This is a genomic window from Synechococcus sp. R5-12 (genome assembly GCF_047502655.1).
GTDB lineage: Bacteria > Cyanobacteriota > Cyanobacteriia > Thermostichales > Thermostichaceae > Thermostichus.
This window is the reverse complement of sequence record NZ_JANSIM010000045.1, coordinates 1-17,617: the sequence shown is the minus strand read 5'-3', so window position 1 is coordinate 17,617 and position 17,617 is coordinate 1. Positions and strand designations below refer to the sequence as shown.

Here is a 17,617-nt window from a genome sequence, read left to right as displayed (position 1 = left end):
CCCGCTCCGTACCGCTTAGCGGTCGGAGCCGGGTAGTTTACGCTACAGACTTATGACTATGCAAGTATTAAGCGGTCACGGGATACAGCTGCCTACCTACGTTTTTTGAGCTTCGTGAATGCTCAGCCGTGGAAACGAGATTCTTTTTAAACGGAAATGAAATATTTTCGTTGCATTGCTTCCTAACTTTCCTTCTCTCCTAACTAAAGAGAAGCTAGGGGTGAGGGTCGGCAGCGAGGTGTCTCAATCTTGTTTGAAGCGACTGTAAAAGCATTCTGACATCGAAAAGCAGGGATCCCCGCTTGGGGATCCCCGATTGGTATGGCCGGAGCCGCAAGCCAAGCTAGGGCTGCCGCTGGAAGCTCTTGACTTCTAAAACCGGCCCTACCTGAGCCACCGTCACCATGTCTTCTCTGATCTGTCCCTGGATGGTGACCTCTAGTCCCTCTTGCAAGAGCTCTTTGGGGGCACGGAAAAGGGCATAGTGCTCGCCGGAAGGCAGCGTCAGCACCCACACTCCCCCTTCGATATCCAGGAACTGGATGGTACCGCTGTACTCTTGCATCACTGCCTCAGCGCCAGCCCAGTTGCCGTGGATTGAGATTCCGTAGCCGCTTGCGCTCCCAAGTAGGCCAGGCCCAGGCAGAGCAAGCCATTGAAGAGCAAGAAGGAGCGACCCAACCAAGCAGAGGATCCAAGCCATAGCACCCCCTCATAAAACAGGGATCCGGACAAGAGCAGATGCGAGGCCATGCCGATGCACAGGCCGATCACCGCCCAGCGCCAGCGCCGATGGCCCAGGAGCAGCAACATCAACAGGCCTGGGATCAACACGCTGGCAAATAGGGGGTTCAAGGCATTGGTCTGGGCAAAGGCGGTGCCCAACTCCGGCAGGGAGCTACCCGCCAATTGGAAGGGCCAACGGGGGCCACCGACAATCGCCAACCCCTGCAAGGGGAAAAGACCGGCACTGCCCAAAAGCATCCCAGCCAGCAAAGGCACCGTCTGCAGCAGCCGCTTGGGAGCCAGCCACCAGCGGATCAGCACCAGGATAATGTAGCCGCCCACCACCATCAGCAGCTTCGGCACCAGAGCAATCGGGCCACCATCGAACCAGAAGCGTGGGTTGAGGTAGCCATTGTTGTTCAGGTACTGCAGGAAGTCCTTCAACCAGAGCACCAAGGGGTTTTCCTCCTGTTGCCCTGTGGCCCTGGCCAGCGCCTTGGCTGCATCCAAACGACCGGCCCCGTAGAAGTTCTGTTTGTCGCCGGGCACCGGGGTAGCCGACATTTTCAGCACTTCCTCCACCTTGTCCGGGTCTTTGATGCCCTGAGCCTGGATCAGAGCTGCCACACCGGCTACGTGGGGAGTGGCCATGCTGGTGCCTTGGAAGTAGGCAAAGACCGGCTCGTTGGGGTTACGACGATTGATGGTTTGCTGCAGGATGCCGTACTCGGGGTGATCAGGCGTTTTGGCTCCGCCGGGAGCAGAGATGTCCACCCCCACCCCATAGTTGGAGTAGGGGGCTTTCTCCCCGTTGGGCCCCGTGGCCGAGACGGCGATCACATGCGGGTAGCGGGCCGGGTAGCTCACCTGGTTGGAGTTTTCGTTGCCGGCGGCTGCGATCACCGTCACCCCTTTGCTATGGGCATAGGCCACTGCCTCTTCCATCAGTTGGGCAGAAGCGCGGCTACCCAGGCTGAGGTTGATGATCGTAGCCCCGTGGTCGGCAGCATAGCGGATCCCTTCCACCACATCCGACAGGGATCCAAAGCCATTGGCATCCAACACCCGTACCGGCATGATCTTGGCCTTGAAGGCAATGCCGGCTACACCCAAGACATTGTTGGTGGATTGGGCGATGGTTCCCGCCACATGGGTGCCGTGGCCGTTGAGGTCTTCCGGATCCTCATCGTCATCCACAAAGTCGTAGCCCTTAACAAATTGGGTTTGGGCCAGGTCGGGAACTCGGGTTACTCCTGTGTCCACCACGGCTACCGTCACCCCTTCCCCTTGGGAGATGTCCCAGGCTTCCGGCATGCGGATGGCCCTGAGGTTCCATTGCTGGGGATAGAGGCGGTCGTTGGGCACGAAAGCCGCCTGGAATTGATAGTTGGGGTGAGCATACTCGATCAAGGCTTCGTCGGTGAGCCGCTTAACCAGCCGCCGCGTGGATCCCAGGTGGTTGGCATCCACGTCAAACAGGTAGATCGCTTCTTGGCGGGCAAAAGCGCTGTCGCTGCTGGGGCGGAGCGTCAAGTGATACTCTTTAGCGATAGCGGCAATCTGACTGGGGGTGGCTGTGTTCACAAAGTTGACCACGATGCTGTCGTAGGGGGCGGATCCCTTGCCGCAAGCCGTCAACAGCAAGGCCATCAAGCCGGCGCAGCAAAGACCCAACCAGCGTCTGAATTTCATAATTCACGCCCTCGGGATCCAAAATTGTTGCAACCAGTATGCCCTCTGGATTGACAATTGACGAGATGAGATCCGGCATGGGGGCAAAATTGCCAAAAGGTGCAACCTTCGCCGCGCAAGAAGGGATCCCAGCCCTGCCGAGAAAGTGCTATGACAAGATGAGCGTAAATTGCCGCTTGGAGGGGGGAATCAGGATCGATGGATAGAGTCTTGCAGCTCATGATCCAGGGTTGGTATTACTCCATCCCCCTGTTGACGTTCTCGGTCTTCTCAGTGGCCTGTTGCATTGAGCGGGTGCTGTTTTGGTGGAAGATCACCCATCGGCAGGAGGAGGTGGTGCGGCAGGCCCTGAGCCAGTACCGCCGCAACCCACGCGCTGCCCAGTATTTGCTGGAGCAAAATGCCGATTTGCCGATTGCCCGCATCTTTTTGGCCGGGTTGGAGCTGAACGAGGCCAGCCCGGAAGATTTTAAGCTGGCTCTGGAAACGGCCCTGGCGGCAGAAGTGCCTCTGCTGAAGCGCTTCAACACTGTCTTCGACACCGTAATCACCGTTGCCCCCTTCTTGGGCTTGTTGGGCACCGTCACCGGCATCATCCAGATCCTCAGCTCCATTCAACTGGGGGATATCGGCGGCACCGATACCCAGGGGGTAGGTCGGGGGATCGCCGAAGCCTTGTACTCGACGGCCTTTGGACTGATTGTGGCTATTCCCACCCTGTTGATTTCCAACGTCTTCCGCTCTTTGTACCTGCGGCAACTCTCTAAGATCCAAGAGTACGGCGGCATGCTGGAGCTGCTGCATCGGCAGCGGCAAGAGATGCAGGCCCAGCAGCTTTCTCAGTACCCCTACACAAAGCCCAGCCCCAGCGGCAGCTCTACCCTTCCCCCTTACTCGTCGCTTGAGCCCTCGTAGCCTATGCGAATCCCGGAAGAAAACTTTAGATCCGGCGAGATCAACATCGTGCCTTTGATCGATGTCATTTTTTCGATCTTGGTGTTTTTCGTGATCGCCAGCTTGGTGCTCACCCGCTCCGAGGCTCTGGATGTGAACCTGCCGGACGCGACCACAGCCGAAGTTCGTCTGCAGCCGGATGTAACGGTGAGCCTGACGGCGGAAGGACAGATTGCTGTCAATCAGGAGAAGATTGCCGATATCTCTGCTCTGATCCCAGCAGTGGAACGCATCCTGGCCGAGAAGCCGGCTGAAGGGCGGCGCTTGGTGGTGATCAACGCTGATTTGGCCCTCTCCCACGGCAAGGTGGTGGAGGTGATGGATACTCTGCAGCGGGTGCCCAATGTCAGCCTGGCAATTGCCGCCCGCCGCCCCAGCAGTAATCGGTAGCCAGCTTAGGATTTGGGCCAGTTTTGTCAAATATAGTCATTTCAGGTTAGGGTGAGACGCCTAGGCTACTGGTCGCGCCAGCGGGACGGAGTCCTTGAAAAACCTTCTAGCCCTCTGCATTATCGCTCCGCAACGCTATTGCTCTGCAACGCCGACGCGACCAACGTTTGGGGTGTGGGTGTAGTGTCCTGGTTTAAATCGAAATGACCATAGACCCAGTTTTCCGGTAAGCTCATTTGCTAACCCGCTCTCTAGCCTGGGGGTGAGGGGTCATCCTGCGCCCAGCACCTGAATCAGGAGTGCCTTTTGCACATGTAGGCGATTTTCCGCCTGATCCCACACGCGGGACTGGGATCCCTCCAGTACTTCAGTGGTGATTTCCTCTTCCCGGTGGGCCGGCAGGCAGTGCAGCACAATGGCTTGCGGATCCGCCCGTTGCAGCAGCTCGGCATTGACCTGGTAGGGCAGAAAGGTGGCCTTGCGGGCCTCGGCCTCAGCTTCTTGACCCATGCTGGCCCACACGTCGGTATAGACCACCTGAGCTCCAGAGACGGCTTCCTGGGGATCCTGCAGCACCAACACCTGGGATCCCTGGGCCAGAGTGCGGGCTTGCTCCACCACTGCCGCATCCGGCTCGTAACCGGGGGGGGTGGCGACGCGGATGTGGATCCCGCTCATGGCACAACCCAACAGCAGGGAGTGGGCAACGTTATTGCCATCGCCGCAATAGGCCAGGGTCAGGCCCGCCAGTTGGCCAAAGTTCTCCTGAATGGTGAGCAGATCGGCCAACACCTGACAGGGGTGAAACTGATCGGTGAGGGCGTTGATCACCGGAACATCGGCATACTCGGCAAAGGTTTCCAGCTCCTTCTGGTCGTAGGTGCGAATGGCGATCACATCCAGGTAGCGGGAGAGGACGCGGGCCGTGTCCTGCAGGGGCTCGCCGCGGCTCACCTGCATCACCGTCGGCACCAGATCCAGGGTGCTGCCTCCGCACTGGGCCATGGCTGCAGTAAAACTGGCGCGGGTGCGGGTAGAAGCTTTCTGAAACAACAGCCCCAACACCCGACCCCGCAGCTCCACCCGATAGGGATCCCGCTTTAACTCAGCCGCCTGGGCTAGCAGGGCCGACAGCTCCGCCGGGGTTAGGTCGCTGAGCTTGAGCAGATCCCGTCCGACCAAATTCATGGATCCCGCGATCTTCGACCCCGCCATTGTGCTACGCGCCACCTACAGAAACAATAAAAGCATCCCCAGCCCGGCGCTGGTCAACACTCCTCGAATAACTCGAATGAGAAGAGTCTTAATAGTCTTAAATAGCTTGGGCCTCGGCTTAACCCCAGTCTCAGGAGTGCCAGATCTGAGACCCATCAAAACCGCCCCCAACACCGGCTAACGTGAAGAGGAACGAATGACCTCCTGGGCCTGTTGCCGACGGGCAGAGATCTGAGCCTGCAGAGCCTGGATGGCAGCAGCGTACTGTGGGTCGGCTGGGGTGGCCACCAGCTCTCGGTTCTGGCTGAGCCGCTTCAGATCTTCCTCGGACAATTCCACCAAAATGTCGGGGGTAATGCCCTTGTGGTCGATGTCGTTACCGTTGGGAGTGCGATAACGGGCAATGGTTACCGCCAGCCCAGATCCATCGGACAGGGGATGCACCGACTGCACCAGGCCCTTGCCGAAAGTTTGCGTGCCGACGATCACGGCGCGACGGTTATCCTGCAGAGCCCCCGACAGAATCTCGCTGGCGCTGGCCGAGCCACCATCCACCAAAACGGCCAAAGGTTTATCGGTAAGGGCCGTGTTGTTGGCCGTCAGGCGATCCTGCTCCCCTTGGCGGTTCACCGTCGAGACAATGCTGCCCCGGTTAATCCACATGCGGGCAATCTCGGCGCTGGAGTAGAGCAGGCCCCCTGGGTTGGCGCGCAAATCCAGAACGTAGGCGGCTACCCCTTGTTTTTCCAGCTCGCGAATGGCTTGGCGCATCTTCTCGGCGGCGTTGCCGGAAAACTGGGTAATCCGGATATAGCCAATGGGCAGGCCGTTTTCCTCGTGAACCTCGTAGCGCACGGTGGCCAGCTCAATTCTTTCCCGCACCAAATCGAACACCTTTAGCCCTTCCCCATCGCGGCGAATGGTCAGCCGCACCCGCGTACCCGGCTCGCCTCGAATGAGGTTGACTGCAGCGTTGGTGTCCATGCCTTCGGTGGACTTGTCGTCGATGCGCACGATCACGTCTTTGGATTTGATCCCAGCCCGGTCGGCAGGAGACCCTTCAATGGGGGAGATCACCACCAGCTCGTTTGTCTCCTGATCCATGCCCAGCGTGATCCCCACCCCGGTCAGCTCACCGGATGTATCGATTTGCATGCTGGCAAACTGATCCGGATCCAGAAAGCGGGTGTAGGGATCGTTCAGTTTCTTCAGGGCTTCCCGGATGGCCGCGTAGGCATCTTCTCGGGTGGCATACTCTCGGCTGAGCAGATCCCGCCGCACCGCTTCCCAATCCAGGGAATTAAAAGACGGATCCACATATTCCCGATTGACAATTTGCCAAACCTCGTCCACCACCTCTTTGGGATCCCGGCGAAACCCCGCCCAACCCGGCATAGATAGCTGCACGCCGACCAGCGACACCGCTGTCATCACCGCAGCCGTTGCACTAACCACAAACCCACGCTTTCTCATTGGCTCTCCTGGAAGGCGCTAAAAGTCAAGGTTGACGAGGTGGATCTCTAATCGTCAGGGAACTGGGTTTCGAGCAAGGGTCCTCCCCTATCCAAACTTCAGCTTAGAAGCATCGAGAGCAAGGAAAGGCTCCCCTGCTGCAGCAAGTGGGATCCAGACTTTGGTAGGCTACAGATACCCCCAAGCGACTGTGCCCAACCTAGCATAGGGATCCCTTCTGGGGGTGCTCCTGGGATCACAGTTCAACACAACTTATCCTCACAGCTCTTCTTCATATCAATGGGCACCTTTGCCCCTGTTTGACTCTATGTCCCTCGCCACCGATTGCCCCAGCTCGCTTGCCTCTGCTTCAGACCGCCCGCTGCTGTCCCAAGTGCAGTTGGCTCGCGCTGCTGCCCAACACACGGCCACCTTGCCCACTGCCATTAAGAATGCCGCTCTAGAGGCCATGGCCACTGCCTTGTTGGAGCACCAAGAGTCTATCTTGGCCGCCAACCGGGCGGATTTGGAGCGGGCGGCGGAGATGGTGAAAGCCGGGGAGTTGTCGGCATCTGCCTATGCCCGCCTGAAGCTGGATGCCCACAAACTGGCAGATATGGTGGCCGGAGTGCGGCAGGTGATCCGGCTGGGGGATCCGGTGGGCCGAGCTTTGCTGATCCGGGAACTGGACGAGGGGCTAATTTTGGAACGGCGCACCTACCCTTTGGGGGTGCTGGGGGTGATCTTCGAGTCGCGGCCCGATGCTCTGGTGCAAATTGCTGCCCTGGCGGTGAAAACCGGCAATAGCGTCTTGCTCAAGGGGGGATCCGAAGCTTTGCTCTCCTGTCAAGCCTTGATGGCGGCCATCCAGGCGGGCCTGCAGCAGATCCCAGAGTTTCCCCAGGGATCCCTGCAGTTGCTCACCAGCCGCGCCGAGGTCAAGGCCCTACTGCAACTGGAGGGGCTGGTAGACCTGATCATCCCCCGCGGCTCCAGCAGCTTTGTCCGCTACATCCTGGAGAATACCCGCATCCCGGTATTGGGCCATGCCGATGGCCTGTGTCACCTGTACGTGGATCGGGCAGCGGATGTGGACATGGCGATCAAGCTGACGGTGGACAGCAAAACCCAGTACCCCGCTGCCTGCAATGCCATCGAGACTCTGCTGGTTCACGAGGCCATAGCCCCCCACTTTTTGCCTCTGGCGGTCAAGGCCCTGCGGGAAAAGGGGGTGGAATTGCGGGGGGATCCCCTCTGCCGCGAGCTGGTGCCGGATCTGATGCCGGCCAGCGAAGCCGACTGGAGCACCGAGTATGCCGACTTGATCCTCGCGATCAAGATGGTTGACTCCCTTGACGAGGCCATTGCCCACATCCAGCAGTACGGATCCCGCCATACCGAAGCGATTGTAACCGAGGATGCCGCTGCTGCCCGGCGATTTCTGGATGAAGTGGATGCGGCAGGGGTCTTTCACAATGCTTCCACCCGCTTTGCCGACGGGTTTCGCTATGGCTTCGGGGCGGAGGTGGGCATCAGCACCCAAAAACTGCCGCCGCGCGGGCCGGTGGGCTTAGAAGGCTTGGTGACCTACCGCTACCAACTGCGAGGGCAAGGACATCTTGTAGCCGACTACACGGGCCCCCAGGCCCGACCTTTTCAACATCGGGATCGCCTGAACAACACCGGCTTAGCTTAGCTGCAAAAGCCGGCTGTACAAACCGGCTGTACAAAGCAGTCGTTCACAAAAACCGTTCTCCTCGTCTTCGCGGCTCCAGGTTGAGGTAAATTAAAAAATAGCTTCGTGATTGCCAAGGGTTGCGCTTTGCGGCGCGCCATGGTGTGACAATGGACTACCGGGTTCCGGGTTTGATGTTATGGGCTTGAGCGCCCTAGATGTAGCGCTTTGCATTTTGGCCTTTTGTTATTTCGATTAGGAGCTTCGCTGGATCATGCCTGTGCGTCTGTATGTTGGAAATCTGCCGGAAGAGGTGGATCGTCAGGCACTGGAGAAGCTCTTTCGCTCTGCCGGTGAGGTCATTTCCACCAAGGTGATCCGGGATCGGAAGACAGGCAAATGCCGCGGCTTCGGCTTTGTAACGGTGAACACCGAAGAGCAGGCGCAGCAGTACATCGAAAAGTTCAACGGCCACAGCTTTGGGGATGTCAACTTGCGCATTGAGCTCGCCCAGCCGCGCGACCGAGGGGAAGAAGGCGAATCCAAAACAGCGACCTCTGAGCCTTCATCCTCTGAGCCTTCATCCAAAGAGTCCAGAGGTTCCAAAGATTCCAGAGCGTCCAGAGATTCTGAGGCCAAGGGCTCTAAAGAGTCGGCAGAGAACCCTGCCCCCAGCAAAAAGCAACGCCAGCGCGGCAATAAGGGTGGGCGCTCCACCGTCGTCGCCGAAAGTGAGGCAGCCTCTGAGCCGGATCCCCGCTGGGCCAGCCAGTTGCAGCGGATCAAGGAGCAGCTTCTGCAGGTCACCAATTCCTAACCCCCCCGAACGAGTGATAGACACTGTTGGGATCTGACGGTAGGCTGGGTGAGTTGCGACGGCTCTAGGCATGTTTGAGAGGGGGGTTGGGATGCATAGGCTGGTGAGGATTTTTCGCGCTTGGGGGCGGAGCTTGGCCCGGGCTGGACTTTTGTTCGGGCTGATGGTTCTGCTGGGAGTGGGAAGTGGAGCTCCGGTTTTCCTACCAGCGGCGGCGGCTGCCCCGGCAGATTTGGAAGAGCAGGTGCTGCAGATCATTCGAAAGAACCCCCAGGTGATTCTGGAGGCCGTACAGGAATACCAGCAGCGACAGTACCAGGAGCAGCAGCAACAACAGCAGCGGCTGGCGGAAGAATTTGGCCGTCAACTGCGGGAGAACCCACGCGCCGTCATCGGAGATTCCCCTCGACTGGGATCCGACGCTCTGCGGTTAGTGTTGGTGGAGTTCTCTGACTTTCAATGCCCCTTCTGCGCCCGCGCCCACAGCACCCTCAAGCAGTTCATGGCCGACCACGGGGATGAGGTGACCTTGGTGTACAAGCACCTGCCCCTGACCAGCATCCACCCAGAAGCGATGTCGGCTGCCCGGGCTGCTTGGGCCGCCCAACGTCAAGGTAAGTTCTGGGAGTTTCACGACGAGCTGTTTGCCAACCAATCTCAGCTTGGGGATGGGTTTTATGTGGCCACTGCTGAGAAGCTGGGCCTGAATATAGAAAAATTCAATCGGGATCGGCGCAGTCGGGCGGCAGAACGCGCCATTCAGCGAGATATTGACTTGGCCTCTCAACTGGGCATCGGTGGCACTCCCCATTTCATCTTGAACGGCATTGCCTTCTCCGGTGCGCAGCCGCTGGAGGTGTTTGAGCAGACGCTGCAGCAGGCTAAGCAAGCCCTCTAGGAAAAATGCTCCGCACTGCTATTGAAACAGGTGGTGTATTGCAAACAGGTGGTGCAACGGCTGGCCTATCCTTCTTACCAGCCTCGCCCAGTTGCCCAAACGCTCCGTCCTTGAGGAGGGCTTTACGGTAGGCTCAGGGCAGTGGCAGGGTAGTCAACCGCTCTATTCGCCCAAGCGGGCTGTAGGCTTTGACAAGCCAGTAGGGTGGGGAGTATGTCAAAAGCAGAAACTCACCCAAGTCGCCATTTGGGCCGAATGGGGATCCCCAACGGCAGGGAAGGAGGAGAGCGTTTATGGCGGAAGTGGCTCTCGGCTACTCCACGGGCAGGATGCGGGCATCGAACCCTGCTTCGGCCAGAGAGCGCCGCGCCTGTTCGGCGTTGGCCCGTTGCCGGTAGGTGCCCACCTGAATCACTGAGCCCCGCAGGAAGGCATCAGGGGCAAACTGTTGCAGCTTGGGTAGGGCCTCTTCCCCAGCCGGCACCACCACCCAAAATCCGCTGCCACCTTCTTCCCCAGGAGGAACAGCCTGGGCAGGCGAGGAGGAGACGGGATCCGCTTGCAAAAGAGGCTGAGAGCGGCGCAGATCGGCGGGGAAGATCCCCGCTTCGTAGCCTTGGCCGGCCAAGTAACGCACCTGCTCGGCGGCAGCAGCAGGGTCGGCAAACCCACCTGTGCGCACCACCCGCAGGTCATCGTAGATCAAGGGCAGGGATCCCTCTAGGAGTTGTTTTAGCGCAGGCCATTTCTCCCCGGTGGGATCCGCCACCAACACCCAATAGCGTTCCCCTTGGGCGGGATTGGAGATGGGATCCTGGCCAGCATTTTCTCCTACCAGCGACACTGCCACTGCCGGCAACCCCTGAGCGGTTAGCCAGCGGGCTTGATCCTGGGCCAACGACAGGCGGGAGAAGGTTCCCGTTTGCAAAGCAACCTGGCCGCGGTACTGCACCACAGTGGCTCCTGGAAAGAAGCGGCGCACCCGTTCTTCCAAACGGGGATCACCGGTGGGATTGGGCACGTGGGTGGCAAAGGGACGCTGGGGATCCAAGGGCGGAGCGGTTGGCGTCGGCGGCACAGAGGCTTTTGAGCTGGCAGCAGGGCGGCTGGGTGCTGCTTGGGCAGGAAAAGCAGGGGGCAGAGGGGGATCCGTCTCTTGGCGGCTCACCACCCGCACCGATAACCCCAGCCGTTCCAAGTCGGCCTGACGGCGTTGAGCATGGCTACGGTTGATGAATGTCCCCGCCAAAATGAAAACCTGCCCATCCCCTTGCACAAAATAGGCATCCGGCACCTGGGTGCGCACCTGAGCCAACTCCGCCGCCCCATCCGCCAGTACATGCACTTGGTAACGGGTCAGGGCCAAAGCAGCCGGCAGGACATTCCCATTAACGGCGTGGAGCACAAGGGCAAAGGCCGCCAGGGATCCGGCAAAGAGGGCCGGTTGCGCTGGCAACAGGAGTGCGGAGCACTTTGGCCAGCCGTAGTCCTTACGGGCGTTGCACATGGGATCCATCTCCTCTGGCGGGATTGGCGGCAACTCAAACCTCTGCATCCGGGATGGAGTCTTTGCCTGGGCCTGCGGGGATCCCCCACAGTGCCAGAGCTCGCAGTTCACCCCCTTGCGGGAAGGACAACTCAAAGCTAGCGTAAGCCGAAGTTTGGGCAAGGCTGTGCCAGGGATGGGCTTGCAGATGCCGCCCACCACCGATAGAATGCTCCGCACTGCCACCGCAAAGATGCAGCCCAGTTGGGTTCACGGGAGAAACACAGATCTAGTGCATCTCCAGTATAGATAGGCTGGCAAGACTCTATCGCTATGGCTTGTCGGGGAGTTTGTTTCAGAGGCGACGGCGGCGGGATGGAGTCCTCGCCACAAGGGTGCGGGATCCCCCCAGGGCAAAGCGGATGATCTCCGTCTTGTACTGCTGCGAGCCCTCTGTGTAGCGGGCAAGCTGAATGGCAGATCCCTGGCCGGAAGGAAGCAAGAACCGTTCGCGACAGTGGTGGGCAGCACTCTCTGGAGTTTCCGCTTCGAGGGCAATGAAAAACCGCAGACGCAGCAGCACTTCCAACTTGGACAAGTGCTCGGTTTGCTCTGGCACCAAGCGGCCTAACGAGATTTGTAGGCGCGGCCTGCGTCGCCGAGATCCGGGGCGGCCCCAAAGCTGCTGGGCCAGTGTCCACAGAGAGGTCTGCTCAGAGGACTTGACCAGCAGCTTTAAGCCTGTCAGCGGGTTAAGACCATAGGTAAGCAGCAGAGAATACATCGGCGGCAGGAAAGATTCAGAGGAGCGTTTTGAGCTAACGTCAAAAGGATACCCTATAGGCCAACTGTAGCACTGCCTACCCTCTATCCCCATCCAAGCCCCACCCTTCCCTATGGCCGGGATCCCTGCTCAACGCTGGCTGTTTCATCCTGTGGACAAGTTGGCTGCCCAGAGCTTGGCCGAGGCAGTGGGGATCTCGCCCATATTGGCTCAGATCTTACTCAATCGCGGGCTCTCCAGCCCTGCTGCCGTGCAGCAGTACCTGCAGCCGGATCCCGCCCACCTGCCTCCACCCAGTCAGGATTTTGCCGATTTGCCCCTGGCGGTGGACTTGCTGGACGGGGCGATTCGCCGACAAGAGCCCATCGCCATTTGCGGCGACTACGATGCCGACGGCATGACCAGCACGGCCCTGCTGCTGCGGGCTTTGCAGGACGCTCCAGTGCATTACCGCATCCCCAGCCGCATGACGGAGGGCTATGGCCTCAACAGCCGCATGGTACAAGAGCTGCACCGCGAGGGAGTGCGCCTCATTCTCACGGTGGACAACGGCATCTCCGCCCACGAGCCCATCCAACTGGCCAAAGCTCTGGGCTTGACGGTAATCGTGACGGATCACCACGACTTGCCGCCCCAGTTGCCCCCTGCCGATGCCATCCTCAATCCCAAGCAGCTCCCGCTCTCTTCCCCCTATCGGGGGATGGCCGGCGTGGGGGTTGCCTACCTCCTGGCCCAGGCGCTGGCCGAGCGCCGTGGTGATGGCCATCTGCAGCGGGTGGCCCTGGAACTGTTTACCGTGGGCACCATTGCCGATCTGGCGCCGCTGACGGGGGTTAACCGCCTTTGGGTGCAGCAGGGGCTGCACCTCTTGCCCACCTCCCAGGTGGCAGGGATCCGCGCCCTTCTGCAGGTGATGGGCATGCAGGGATCCCTGGAGGGGCTGCGGCCTGAGTGGATTGGGTTTGGCCTGGGGCCCCGCATCAACGCCGTTGGGCGAATTGGCCGGGCGAGAATGGGGATCCAGTTGCTGACCACCGACGATCCCCTGCAAGCAGAGAAACTGGCCCGCCGCTGCGAACGGCTCAACCAGGTGCGGCAGCAGATGTGCGGGCGCATCGAGGCAGAAGCCCTCGAGCAAATTGCCCAGCAAGGCCGAGATCTGCAACAGGAGCGGGTGTTAACAATTTTGGGATCCCCTCAGCAGAAATGGCATAAAGGGGTGATCGGCATTGTGGCCTCGCGCTTGGCGGAGCGTTTCGGCTGTCCGGTGTTCATCGGCAGCCAGTCGCGGCAAGGGGAGATCAGTGGCTCGGCGCGGCAGGGGATCCCCGAGTTTGACGTGTTTCAAGCGTTGGAGTTTTGCAAGGATCTGTTCACCAAGCACGGCGGCCACCCCGCTGCTGGGGGATTTAGCCTGAGAGCAGAAGACTGGCCTTTTTTTGAAGAACGATTGCGGCAGTTTGCCCAACAGCAGTTGCAGCCGGAGCAGATCCAGCCGCTGGTGCAAATCGATGCCGAAGTGTCGCTGTCAGATCTCACCCTTGACCTCTATCGAGAGCTCCAGCATCTGCAGCCCTGTGGCATCGGCAATCCTGAGCCGGTCTTCTGCAGCCGCAACCTGCAGGTTCTGCAACAGCAGCGATTTGGCCCAGTTCCCGGCCACCTGAAGCTGCTGCTCCGGGATCCTGCTCTCCCTACGCAACGCTCCTATGGGTTACGTGCTACTCGGACGGAGTCCTCTTGTCCGGGCAGGAGCGACTCAGCTGTCAAAACCTCCAGTTACGACACTGATGGGTTATCGCTGGGCAACGCTTTGGGCAACACTTTGGCGAACGGGTCAGCAGTGGGGATCACAAACGCGAAGCCCCAGCGCCCTCTTTGGGCCATCTGTTGGCGGGGAGCGGAAATCTATCCGCTGCCAGAGCGAGTTGATGTAGCCTACACGCTCAAGGCCAAAACATGGCAGGGAGAAACCCAACTGGAGCTGGAAATTGTCGGGATTCGACCTGCCCAAGAGGCTGCCACTGCCGGCAAACCCCCTCTCGAGAAAACAGCGCCCCGCACCCCTGATGGGAGCAAGTCTCCCATCTCCCCCGCCTCTCTGGATGCCACTCCTCCCATGCCCAACTCCAAGCCCTCGACTGGCTCCCAGAGGGGGACAGAGCCCTCACCTCTGTTGATCTGGCGCCCCACCCCCCAGCCCACCCAGCCTTTGCGTTGGCAAGCTGTGGACCGGTTTTCTGTCCTCTTGCCTCAGGCGCAGGGAACCATCCTGTTCTACGGCTTCCGCCGCCCCTCGCTGGTCTTGTCTTCTCGGCGGTACCTGACTCTCCACTACGACCGTCCCCAAGCCGGCCACCGCTATGATCAACTCTGGTTGTGGAGCTGGCCCCCTTCTCTGGATCACCTCAAGTGGCTGCTCTGTTGCACCCCCAGCAGCGAGCTGTTGATTGCCGTCCATCAGCAAGCGGTGCCCCTGCCCTCCGCTGCCAGCTTGCAACGCCAGCTCCGCCAATACCTGCAAACCCACAGCCAGGTGGATCTGCTGCGCTTGGCCCAGCAGTGGTGGCTGTCTCCGGCAGTGTTGGTGGCAGGATTACGCTCCCTGGGGTACGCCTGCCCAGATTTTGGCCCCACGGGATCCCTCGGCGAAGAACTGGAAGCCCAGCAAGCTTGGTACAGCAGCTCCTGGCAGCAGGTTGCCGCCCTGCTTCAGCGATCCCACCTGGATTCTTCTGCTGCAAAGGCCCATGGGGATTAAACTGCTGCTCGGCTCTGACTACCACGGCAGCGCTCGGCTGATCCGGCAGGCCCTTGCCCATCTGCCGGAGGTGGATGCTTACATCAACTGCGGGGATTTCTGTTCCAAGGCCGGCAAACCTTCCCGCAAGGCCACCCAGGGCTTTCATCCGGCAGCCCAAGCAGAGGTGGTTCATCTGCGATCTTTCTTGGCGGCGGTGGAGAGCCTGGGCAAACCCTGGCTCTTTTTACCTGGCAACCACGATCCAGCAGCTTCGGTTTTGAATTCGCTGGTTGGCTGTTGGGGGCGGGCCATCACCCAGTCCTGCTACTTTGAGTGGCTGGGGTTACAGGTTTTGGCTGTGCCCTGGACTCCCCCCTGTGGCTGGAGCTGGTCTCTCACCTCCGCCCATTTGCAGGAGCTGCTCACCCTCTACAGTCAGCCCCCCCGGCCCATTGACCTGCTGCTGACCCATGCTCCGCCGCGAGGCTTTTTGGATGAAGGCGGGAAGTGGTATCACCGTCGCACACCCACCTTGCGCCCCCTTTTGGAACAGGTGCAGCCCCGCTACTACATCTGCGGACACATGCACTGGGATGGGGGCAAGGTAGAGCGATGGGGATCCACCCTGGTGATTAACACAGCCCTGCACAACATGGTTCTCGAGATCCATTAGGCAGGAAGCCCTTGGACAGCCTTCCGCCTCCTCAGATTTCCACTCGTAGGAACCTTCCATGACCCGTCCTTTGATCTTGGCCAGCAGTAGCCCCGGCAAATGGCGCGAGTTCAATGCCTTTTTCCAGGCCCATGCCCCTGCTTGGGAGCTGCGCCGCATGCCCTCAGAAATTGAGGTGGAAGAAACCGGCACCACCTTTGCCGAAAATGCCCTTCTCAAAGCCAGAGCCGTGGCCAAGTCTCTGGGGGAGTGGGCCATTGCCGACGATTCCGGCCTAGCGGTAGAAGCCCTTGGCGGCGTCCCTGGGATCCACTCGGCTCGCTACGCCCCCAGCGACGCTGCCCGCATCGAGCGGTTGCTCAGGGAAATGGAAGGGATCCCAAATCGCCGAGCCACCTTTCACTGCGCCATCGCCCTGGTAGATCCCCAAGGTGTAGTGCATGCCCTGGTGGAAGGGGTATGTCCGGGGGAGATCTTGACCCAGCCGCGGGGAGAGGGAGGGTTTGGCTATGACCCGCTGTTTTGGGTGCCCGAAGTGGGACTAACCTTTGCCGAGATGAGCCCAGCTCAAAAAGAGGCCATCGGCCACCGAGGGCGAGCCTTGCGCGCCTTGAAAGCGCAGCTGCCTCTCCTGGAGAAGCGTATGGGCTGGCTTGGATCCTAGGAAGGTCACCGGATGTCCTGGCTTGGGAGCTGCTAGGATACACTCGTTGCTTCCCTTTGGGGAAGTGGAATGAATGGAAAGAAAAGAAGAAATGAATGGAAAGAATGGAAAAAAGGTCTTGCCTTGGAAGCTGAGGGGAGCGCTTGAAAAACCATGAGCTTTTCTGAGTTTGAGGATCGGGATCCCATCGCAGCGGCGGAACGGACTGCTGGCCGGGATCCCAGCCGCTATGCTCCAGATTCTGCCGGTGAGGAAGCCGCGATCTCCTCGGTTGCAAACTCTGGTGAAGGAAGGGAGCGCCAAGGTCGTCGTTCTCCACCCCCTTTGCCGGAAGAGGGCTCAACCTTTGCAGGCGCAGAAGATTGGCTGGACGTTCGCGGTAGCGGGACGGAGTCCTTGGAGAATGGGCGGGATAGCTACAGGGAGTCCGCGCAAGGGGCCACTTCTCGCCCTTCCAACCGCTCCCCCCAGACTGGCCGAGACGAGGGGTCTCGTGTTGACAGCGAAAAGGGGGGGCAGAAAGCCGCTGCAGGAGGAGCCGGTGAGCGCCCTGGGCAAGCGCTAGTTCCCCGCCGTTCTGTCTCCGGCAGCCGAGGTTACGACGGATCCGCTCGTTCCTCTGCCTTTCGCGGTAGCGGGACGGAGTCCTTTGCTGGCCGCTCGCGTAAGCGGGACGGAGTCCTTGGGGAATCCGGCTACCGCAGCGACTACAGCCGTTCCGCTCCTTATGGCTACACCTCCAGCTATGTTGGCGGTGGGGGATATGGCGGTGGTGGGCGAGGCGGCAGCTCCAGCGGGGGGGTCTCCTCCTCCGATCTGACGATCCTGCTGGTGGTGGCCCTGCTGGCCTTCTTCGGGGGATTCGCTATCCGCAACATCTTCGCCGAGTCGGGCGGCTTTGACGATGAGCGCCCCATCCGCGCTGCCAATGTGCCCGCAGCCTTTCGCGATTTTTGCTTTGCCTACAACGGCACTGCCTCCTTTACTGTGGTGCAACTGACCAGCGTTTCTGCTCTGACCATGGCCTCAGTGCCCGTTTACAAGATGGATACTTGCACCATCCCCGTCAGCCAAACGGCCAATGCCCTCCAAGCTTTGGGCATCCGCGGCCGGGCCAACACCTTGGGCCCCCAGCTGGGGGGATCCAACCTCACCCTGATCCAGCTCCCCTTGGCCAGCAGCTTGGCGCGCGCCGTGTACAGCCAGTTTCCTGGCTTGGCTGCTCAGGGCAACGAGGCGCAGGTTTTGTCCCAACTGGAAGCCACCATCAACAACGCCCTGCGCTCCAACATCGAAGGGTTAGCCCTGCAAAGCCTGGAGCCCACCAACATCCCCGACGTCTACGTGGTGGTGCCGGGGCACTCCTTTAATTTGCAGCCCCAACTCAACCTGCGCTAACCCTCCTGCAGAGCATGCCTCTAACCCCCAAAACCCTGAACTTTGCTGAA

The 17,617-nt window shown here is 60.0% G+C and carries 15 protein-coding genes; 9 read left to right on the top strand and 6 right to left on the bottom strand.

Going from position 1 to position 17,617, the window contains the following annotated elements; all coding sequences use genetic code 11:
- Window positions 1–343: 343 nt before the first annotated feature.
- Entirely contained in the window at window positions 344–565 is a 222-nt protein-coding gene (locus tag NW843_RS03340) for a hypothetical protein (RefSeq protein WP_414342539.1), read from the bottom strand.
- Window positions 565–2,418, bottom strand: a complete 1,854-nt coding sequence (locus NW843_RS03335) for a S8 family serine peptidase (protein ID WP_414406575.1) — start codon at window positions 2,416–2,418, stop codon at window positions 565–567. Before NW843_RS03335 ends, NW843_RS03340 begins: the two co-directional genes overlap by 1 nt.
- Before the next feature lie 222 nt (window positions 2,419–2,640).
- Here NW843_RS03335 and NW843_RS03330 point away from each other — a divergent pair, with 222 nt between their 5' ends.
- Both NW843_RS03330 and NW843_RS03325 read left to right on the top strand, forming a co-directional pair.
- Window positions 2,641–3,333 carry a MotA/TolQ/ExbB proton channel family protein gene (locus tag NW843_RS03330; RefSeq protein WP_414522109.1) on the top strand — a complete coding sequence of 231 codons (693 nt, stop codon included), beginning with the start codon at window positions 2,641–2,643 and terminating at the stop codon, window positions 3,331–3,333.
- A 3-nt stretch (window positions 3,334–3,336) separates the two neighbouring features.
- Window positions 3,337–3,762, top strand: coding sequence for an ExbD/TolR family protein (locus NW843_RS03325; RefSeq protein WP_414522108.1), 426 nt, complete (start codon window positions 3,337–3,339; stop codon window positions 3,760–3,762).
- Between the two features lie 270 nt (window positions 3,763–4,032).
- Here NW843_RS03325 and argF read toward each other — a convergent pair whose 3' ends face one another.
- Window positions 4,033–4,950 (bottom strand): ornithine carbamoyltransferase, encoded by a 918-nt coding sequence (gene argF / locus NW843_RS03320; RefSeq protein ID WP_414522107.1) that lies wholly within the window; start codon window positions 4,948–4,950, stop codon window positions 4,033–4,035.
- A gap of 204 nt (window positions 4,951–5,154) precedes the next feature.
- A complete protein-coding gene (ctpC, locus tag NW843_RS03315; RefSeq protein ID WP_414522106.1) occupies window positions 5,155–6,450 on the bottom strand; it encodes a carboxyl-terminal processing protease CtpC in 1,296 nt (431 codons plus the stop codon).
- A 307-nt stretch (window positions 6,451–6,757) separates the two neighbouring features.
- On the opposite strand from ctpC, the gene NW843_RS03310 reads away from it, so the two are divergent.
- The 3 genes from NW843_RS03310 to NW843_RS03300 all read left to right on the top strand — a co-directional run bounded on the left by NW843_RS03310 (window position 6,758) and on the right by NW843_RS03300 (window position 9,819).
- Window positions 6,758–8,125, top strand: coding sequence for a glutamate-5-semialdehyde dehydrogenase (locus NW843_RS03310; protein ID WP_414522105.1), 1,368 nt, complete (start codon window positions 6,758–6,760; stop codon window positions 8,123–8,125).
- A 253-nt stretch (window positions 8,126–8,378) separates the two neighbouring features.
- Window positions 8,379–8,921, top strand: coding sequence for an RNA recognition motif domain-containing protein (locus tag NW843_RS03305; protein WP_414522104.1), 543 nt, complete (start codon window positions 8,379–8,381; stop codon window positions 8,919–8,921).
- 103 nt (window positions 8,922–9,024) lie between these two features.
- Window positions 9,025–9,819, top strand: a complete 795-nt coding sequence (locus tag NW843_RS03300; protein ID WP_414522103.1) for a DsbA family protein — start codon at window positions 9,025–9,027, stop codon at window positions 9,817–9,819.
- A gap of 313 nt (window positions 9,820–10,132) precedes the next feature.
- On the opposite strand, the gene NW843_RS03295 is transcribed toward NW843_RS03300, so the two are convergent.
- The gene (locus NW843_RS03295; protein ID WP_414418345.1) at window positions 10,133–11,551 is read right to left on the bottom strand and encodes an SPOR domain-containing protein; all 1,419 of its coding nucleotides are present in this window, start codon (window positions 11,549–11,551) and stop codon (window positions 10,133–10,135) included.
- Between the two features lie 109 nt (window positions 11,552–11,660).
- Window positions 11,661–12,089, bottom strand: coding sequence for a hypothetical protein (locus NW843_RS03290; protein ID WP_414331038.1), 429 nt, complete (start codon window positions 12,087–12,089; stop codon window positions 11,661–11,663).
- Between the two features lie 112 nt (window positions 12,090–12,201).
- On the opposite strand from NW843_RS03290, the gene recJ reads away from it, so the two are divergent.
- The 4 genes from recJ to NW843_RS03270 all read left to right on the top strand — a co-directional run bounded on the left by recJ (window position 12,202) and on the right by NW843_RS03270 (window position 17,567).
- Window positions 12,202–14,850 carry a single-stranded-DNA-specific exonuclease RecJ gene (gene recJ / locus NW843_RS03285; protein WP_414522102.1) on the top strand — a complete coding sequence of 883 codons (2,649 nt, stop codon included), beginning with the start codon at window positions 12,202–12,204 and terminating at the stop codon, window positions 14,848–14,850.
- Window positions 14,840–15,505, top strand: a complete 666-nt coding sequence (locus tag NW843_RS03280; protein ID WP_414522101.1) for a metallophosphoesterase family protein — start codon at window positions 14,840–14,842, stop codon at window positions 15,503–15,505. Before recJ ends, NW843_RS03280 begins: the two co-directional genes overlap by 11 nt.
- 58 nt (window positions 15,506–15,563) lie before the next feature.
- Complete coding sequence (rdgB, locus tag NW843_RS03275) at window positions 15,564–16,169, top strand: RdgB/HAM1 family non-canonical purine NTP pyrophosphatase (protein ID WP_414522100.1); 606 nt, start codon at window positions 15,564–15,566, stop codon at window positions 16,167–16,169.
- 153 nt (window positions 16,170–16,322) lie between these two features.
- The gene (locus NW843_RS03270) at window positions 16,323–17,567 is read left to right on the top strand and encodes a hypothetical protein (RefSeq protein WP_414522099.1); all 1,245 of its coding nucleotides are present in this window, start codon (window positions 16,323–16,325) and stop codon (window positions 17,565–17,567) included.
- The last annotated feature ends 50 nt before the right edge of the window (window positions 17,568–17,617 follow it).

Coding starts and splice junctions, on each gene's coding strand:
- rdgB (WP_414522100.1), top strand. CDS start 15,564: ATGACCCGTCCTTTGATCTTGGCCAGCAGTAGCCCCGGCAAATGGCGC.
- NW843_RS03310 (WP_414522105.1), top strand. CDS start 6,758: ATGTCCCTCGCCACCGATTGCCCCAGCTCGCTTGCCTCTGCTTCAGAC.
- NW843_RS03340 (WP_414342539.1), bottom strand. CDS start 565: ATGCAAGAGTACAGCGGTACCATCCAGTTCCTGGATATCGAAGGGGGA.
- NW843_RS03270 (WP_414522099.1), top strand. CDS start 16,323: ATGAGCTTTTCTGAGTTTGAGGATCGGGATCCCATCGCAGCGGCGGAA.
- NW843_RS03325 (WP_414522108.1), top strand. CDS start 3,337: ATGCGAATCCCGGAAGAAAACTTTAGATCCGGCGAGATCAACATCGTG.
- argF (WP_414522107.1), bottom strand. CDS start 4,950: ATGAATTTGGTCGGACGGGATCTGCTCAAGCTCAGCGACCTAACCCCG.
- NW843_RS03305 (WP_414522104.1), top strand. CDS start 8,379: ATGCCTGTGCGTCTGTATGTTGGAAATCTGCCGGAAGAGGTGGATCGT.
- NW843_RS03290 (WP_414331038.1), bottom strand. CDS start 12,089: ATGTATTCTCTGCTGCTTACCTATGGTCTTAACCCGCTGACAGGCTTA.
- ctpC (WP_414522106.1), bottom strand. CDS start 6,450: ATGAGAAAGCGTGGGTTTGTGGTTAGTGCAACGGCTGCGGTGATGACA.
- NW843_RS03335 (WP_414406575.1), bottom strand. CDS start 2,418: ATGAAATTCAGACGCTGGTTGGGTCTTTGCTGCGCCGGCTTGATGGCC.
- NW843_RS03280 (WP_414522101.1), top strand. CDS start 14,840: ATGGGGATTAAACTGCTGCTCGGCTCTGACTACCACGGCAGCGCTCGG.
- recJ (WP_414522102.1), top strand. CDS start 12,202: ATGGCCGGGATCCCTGCTCAACGCTGGCTGTTTCATCCTGTGGACAAG.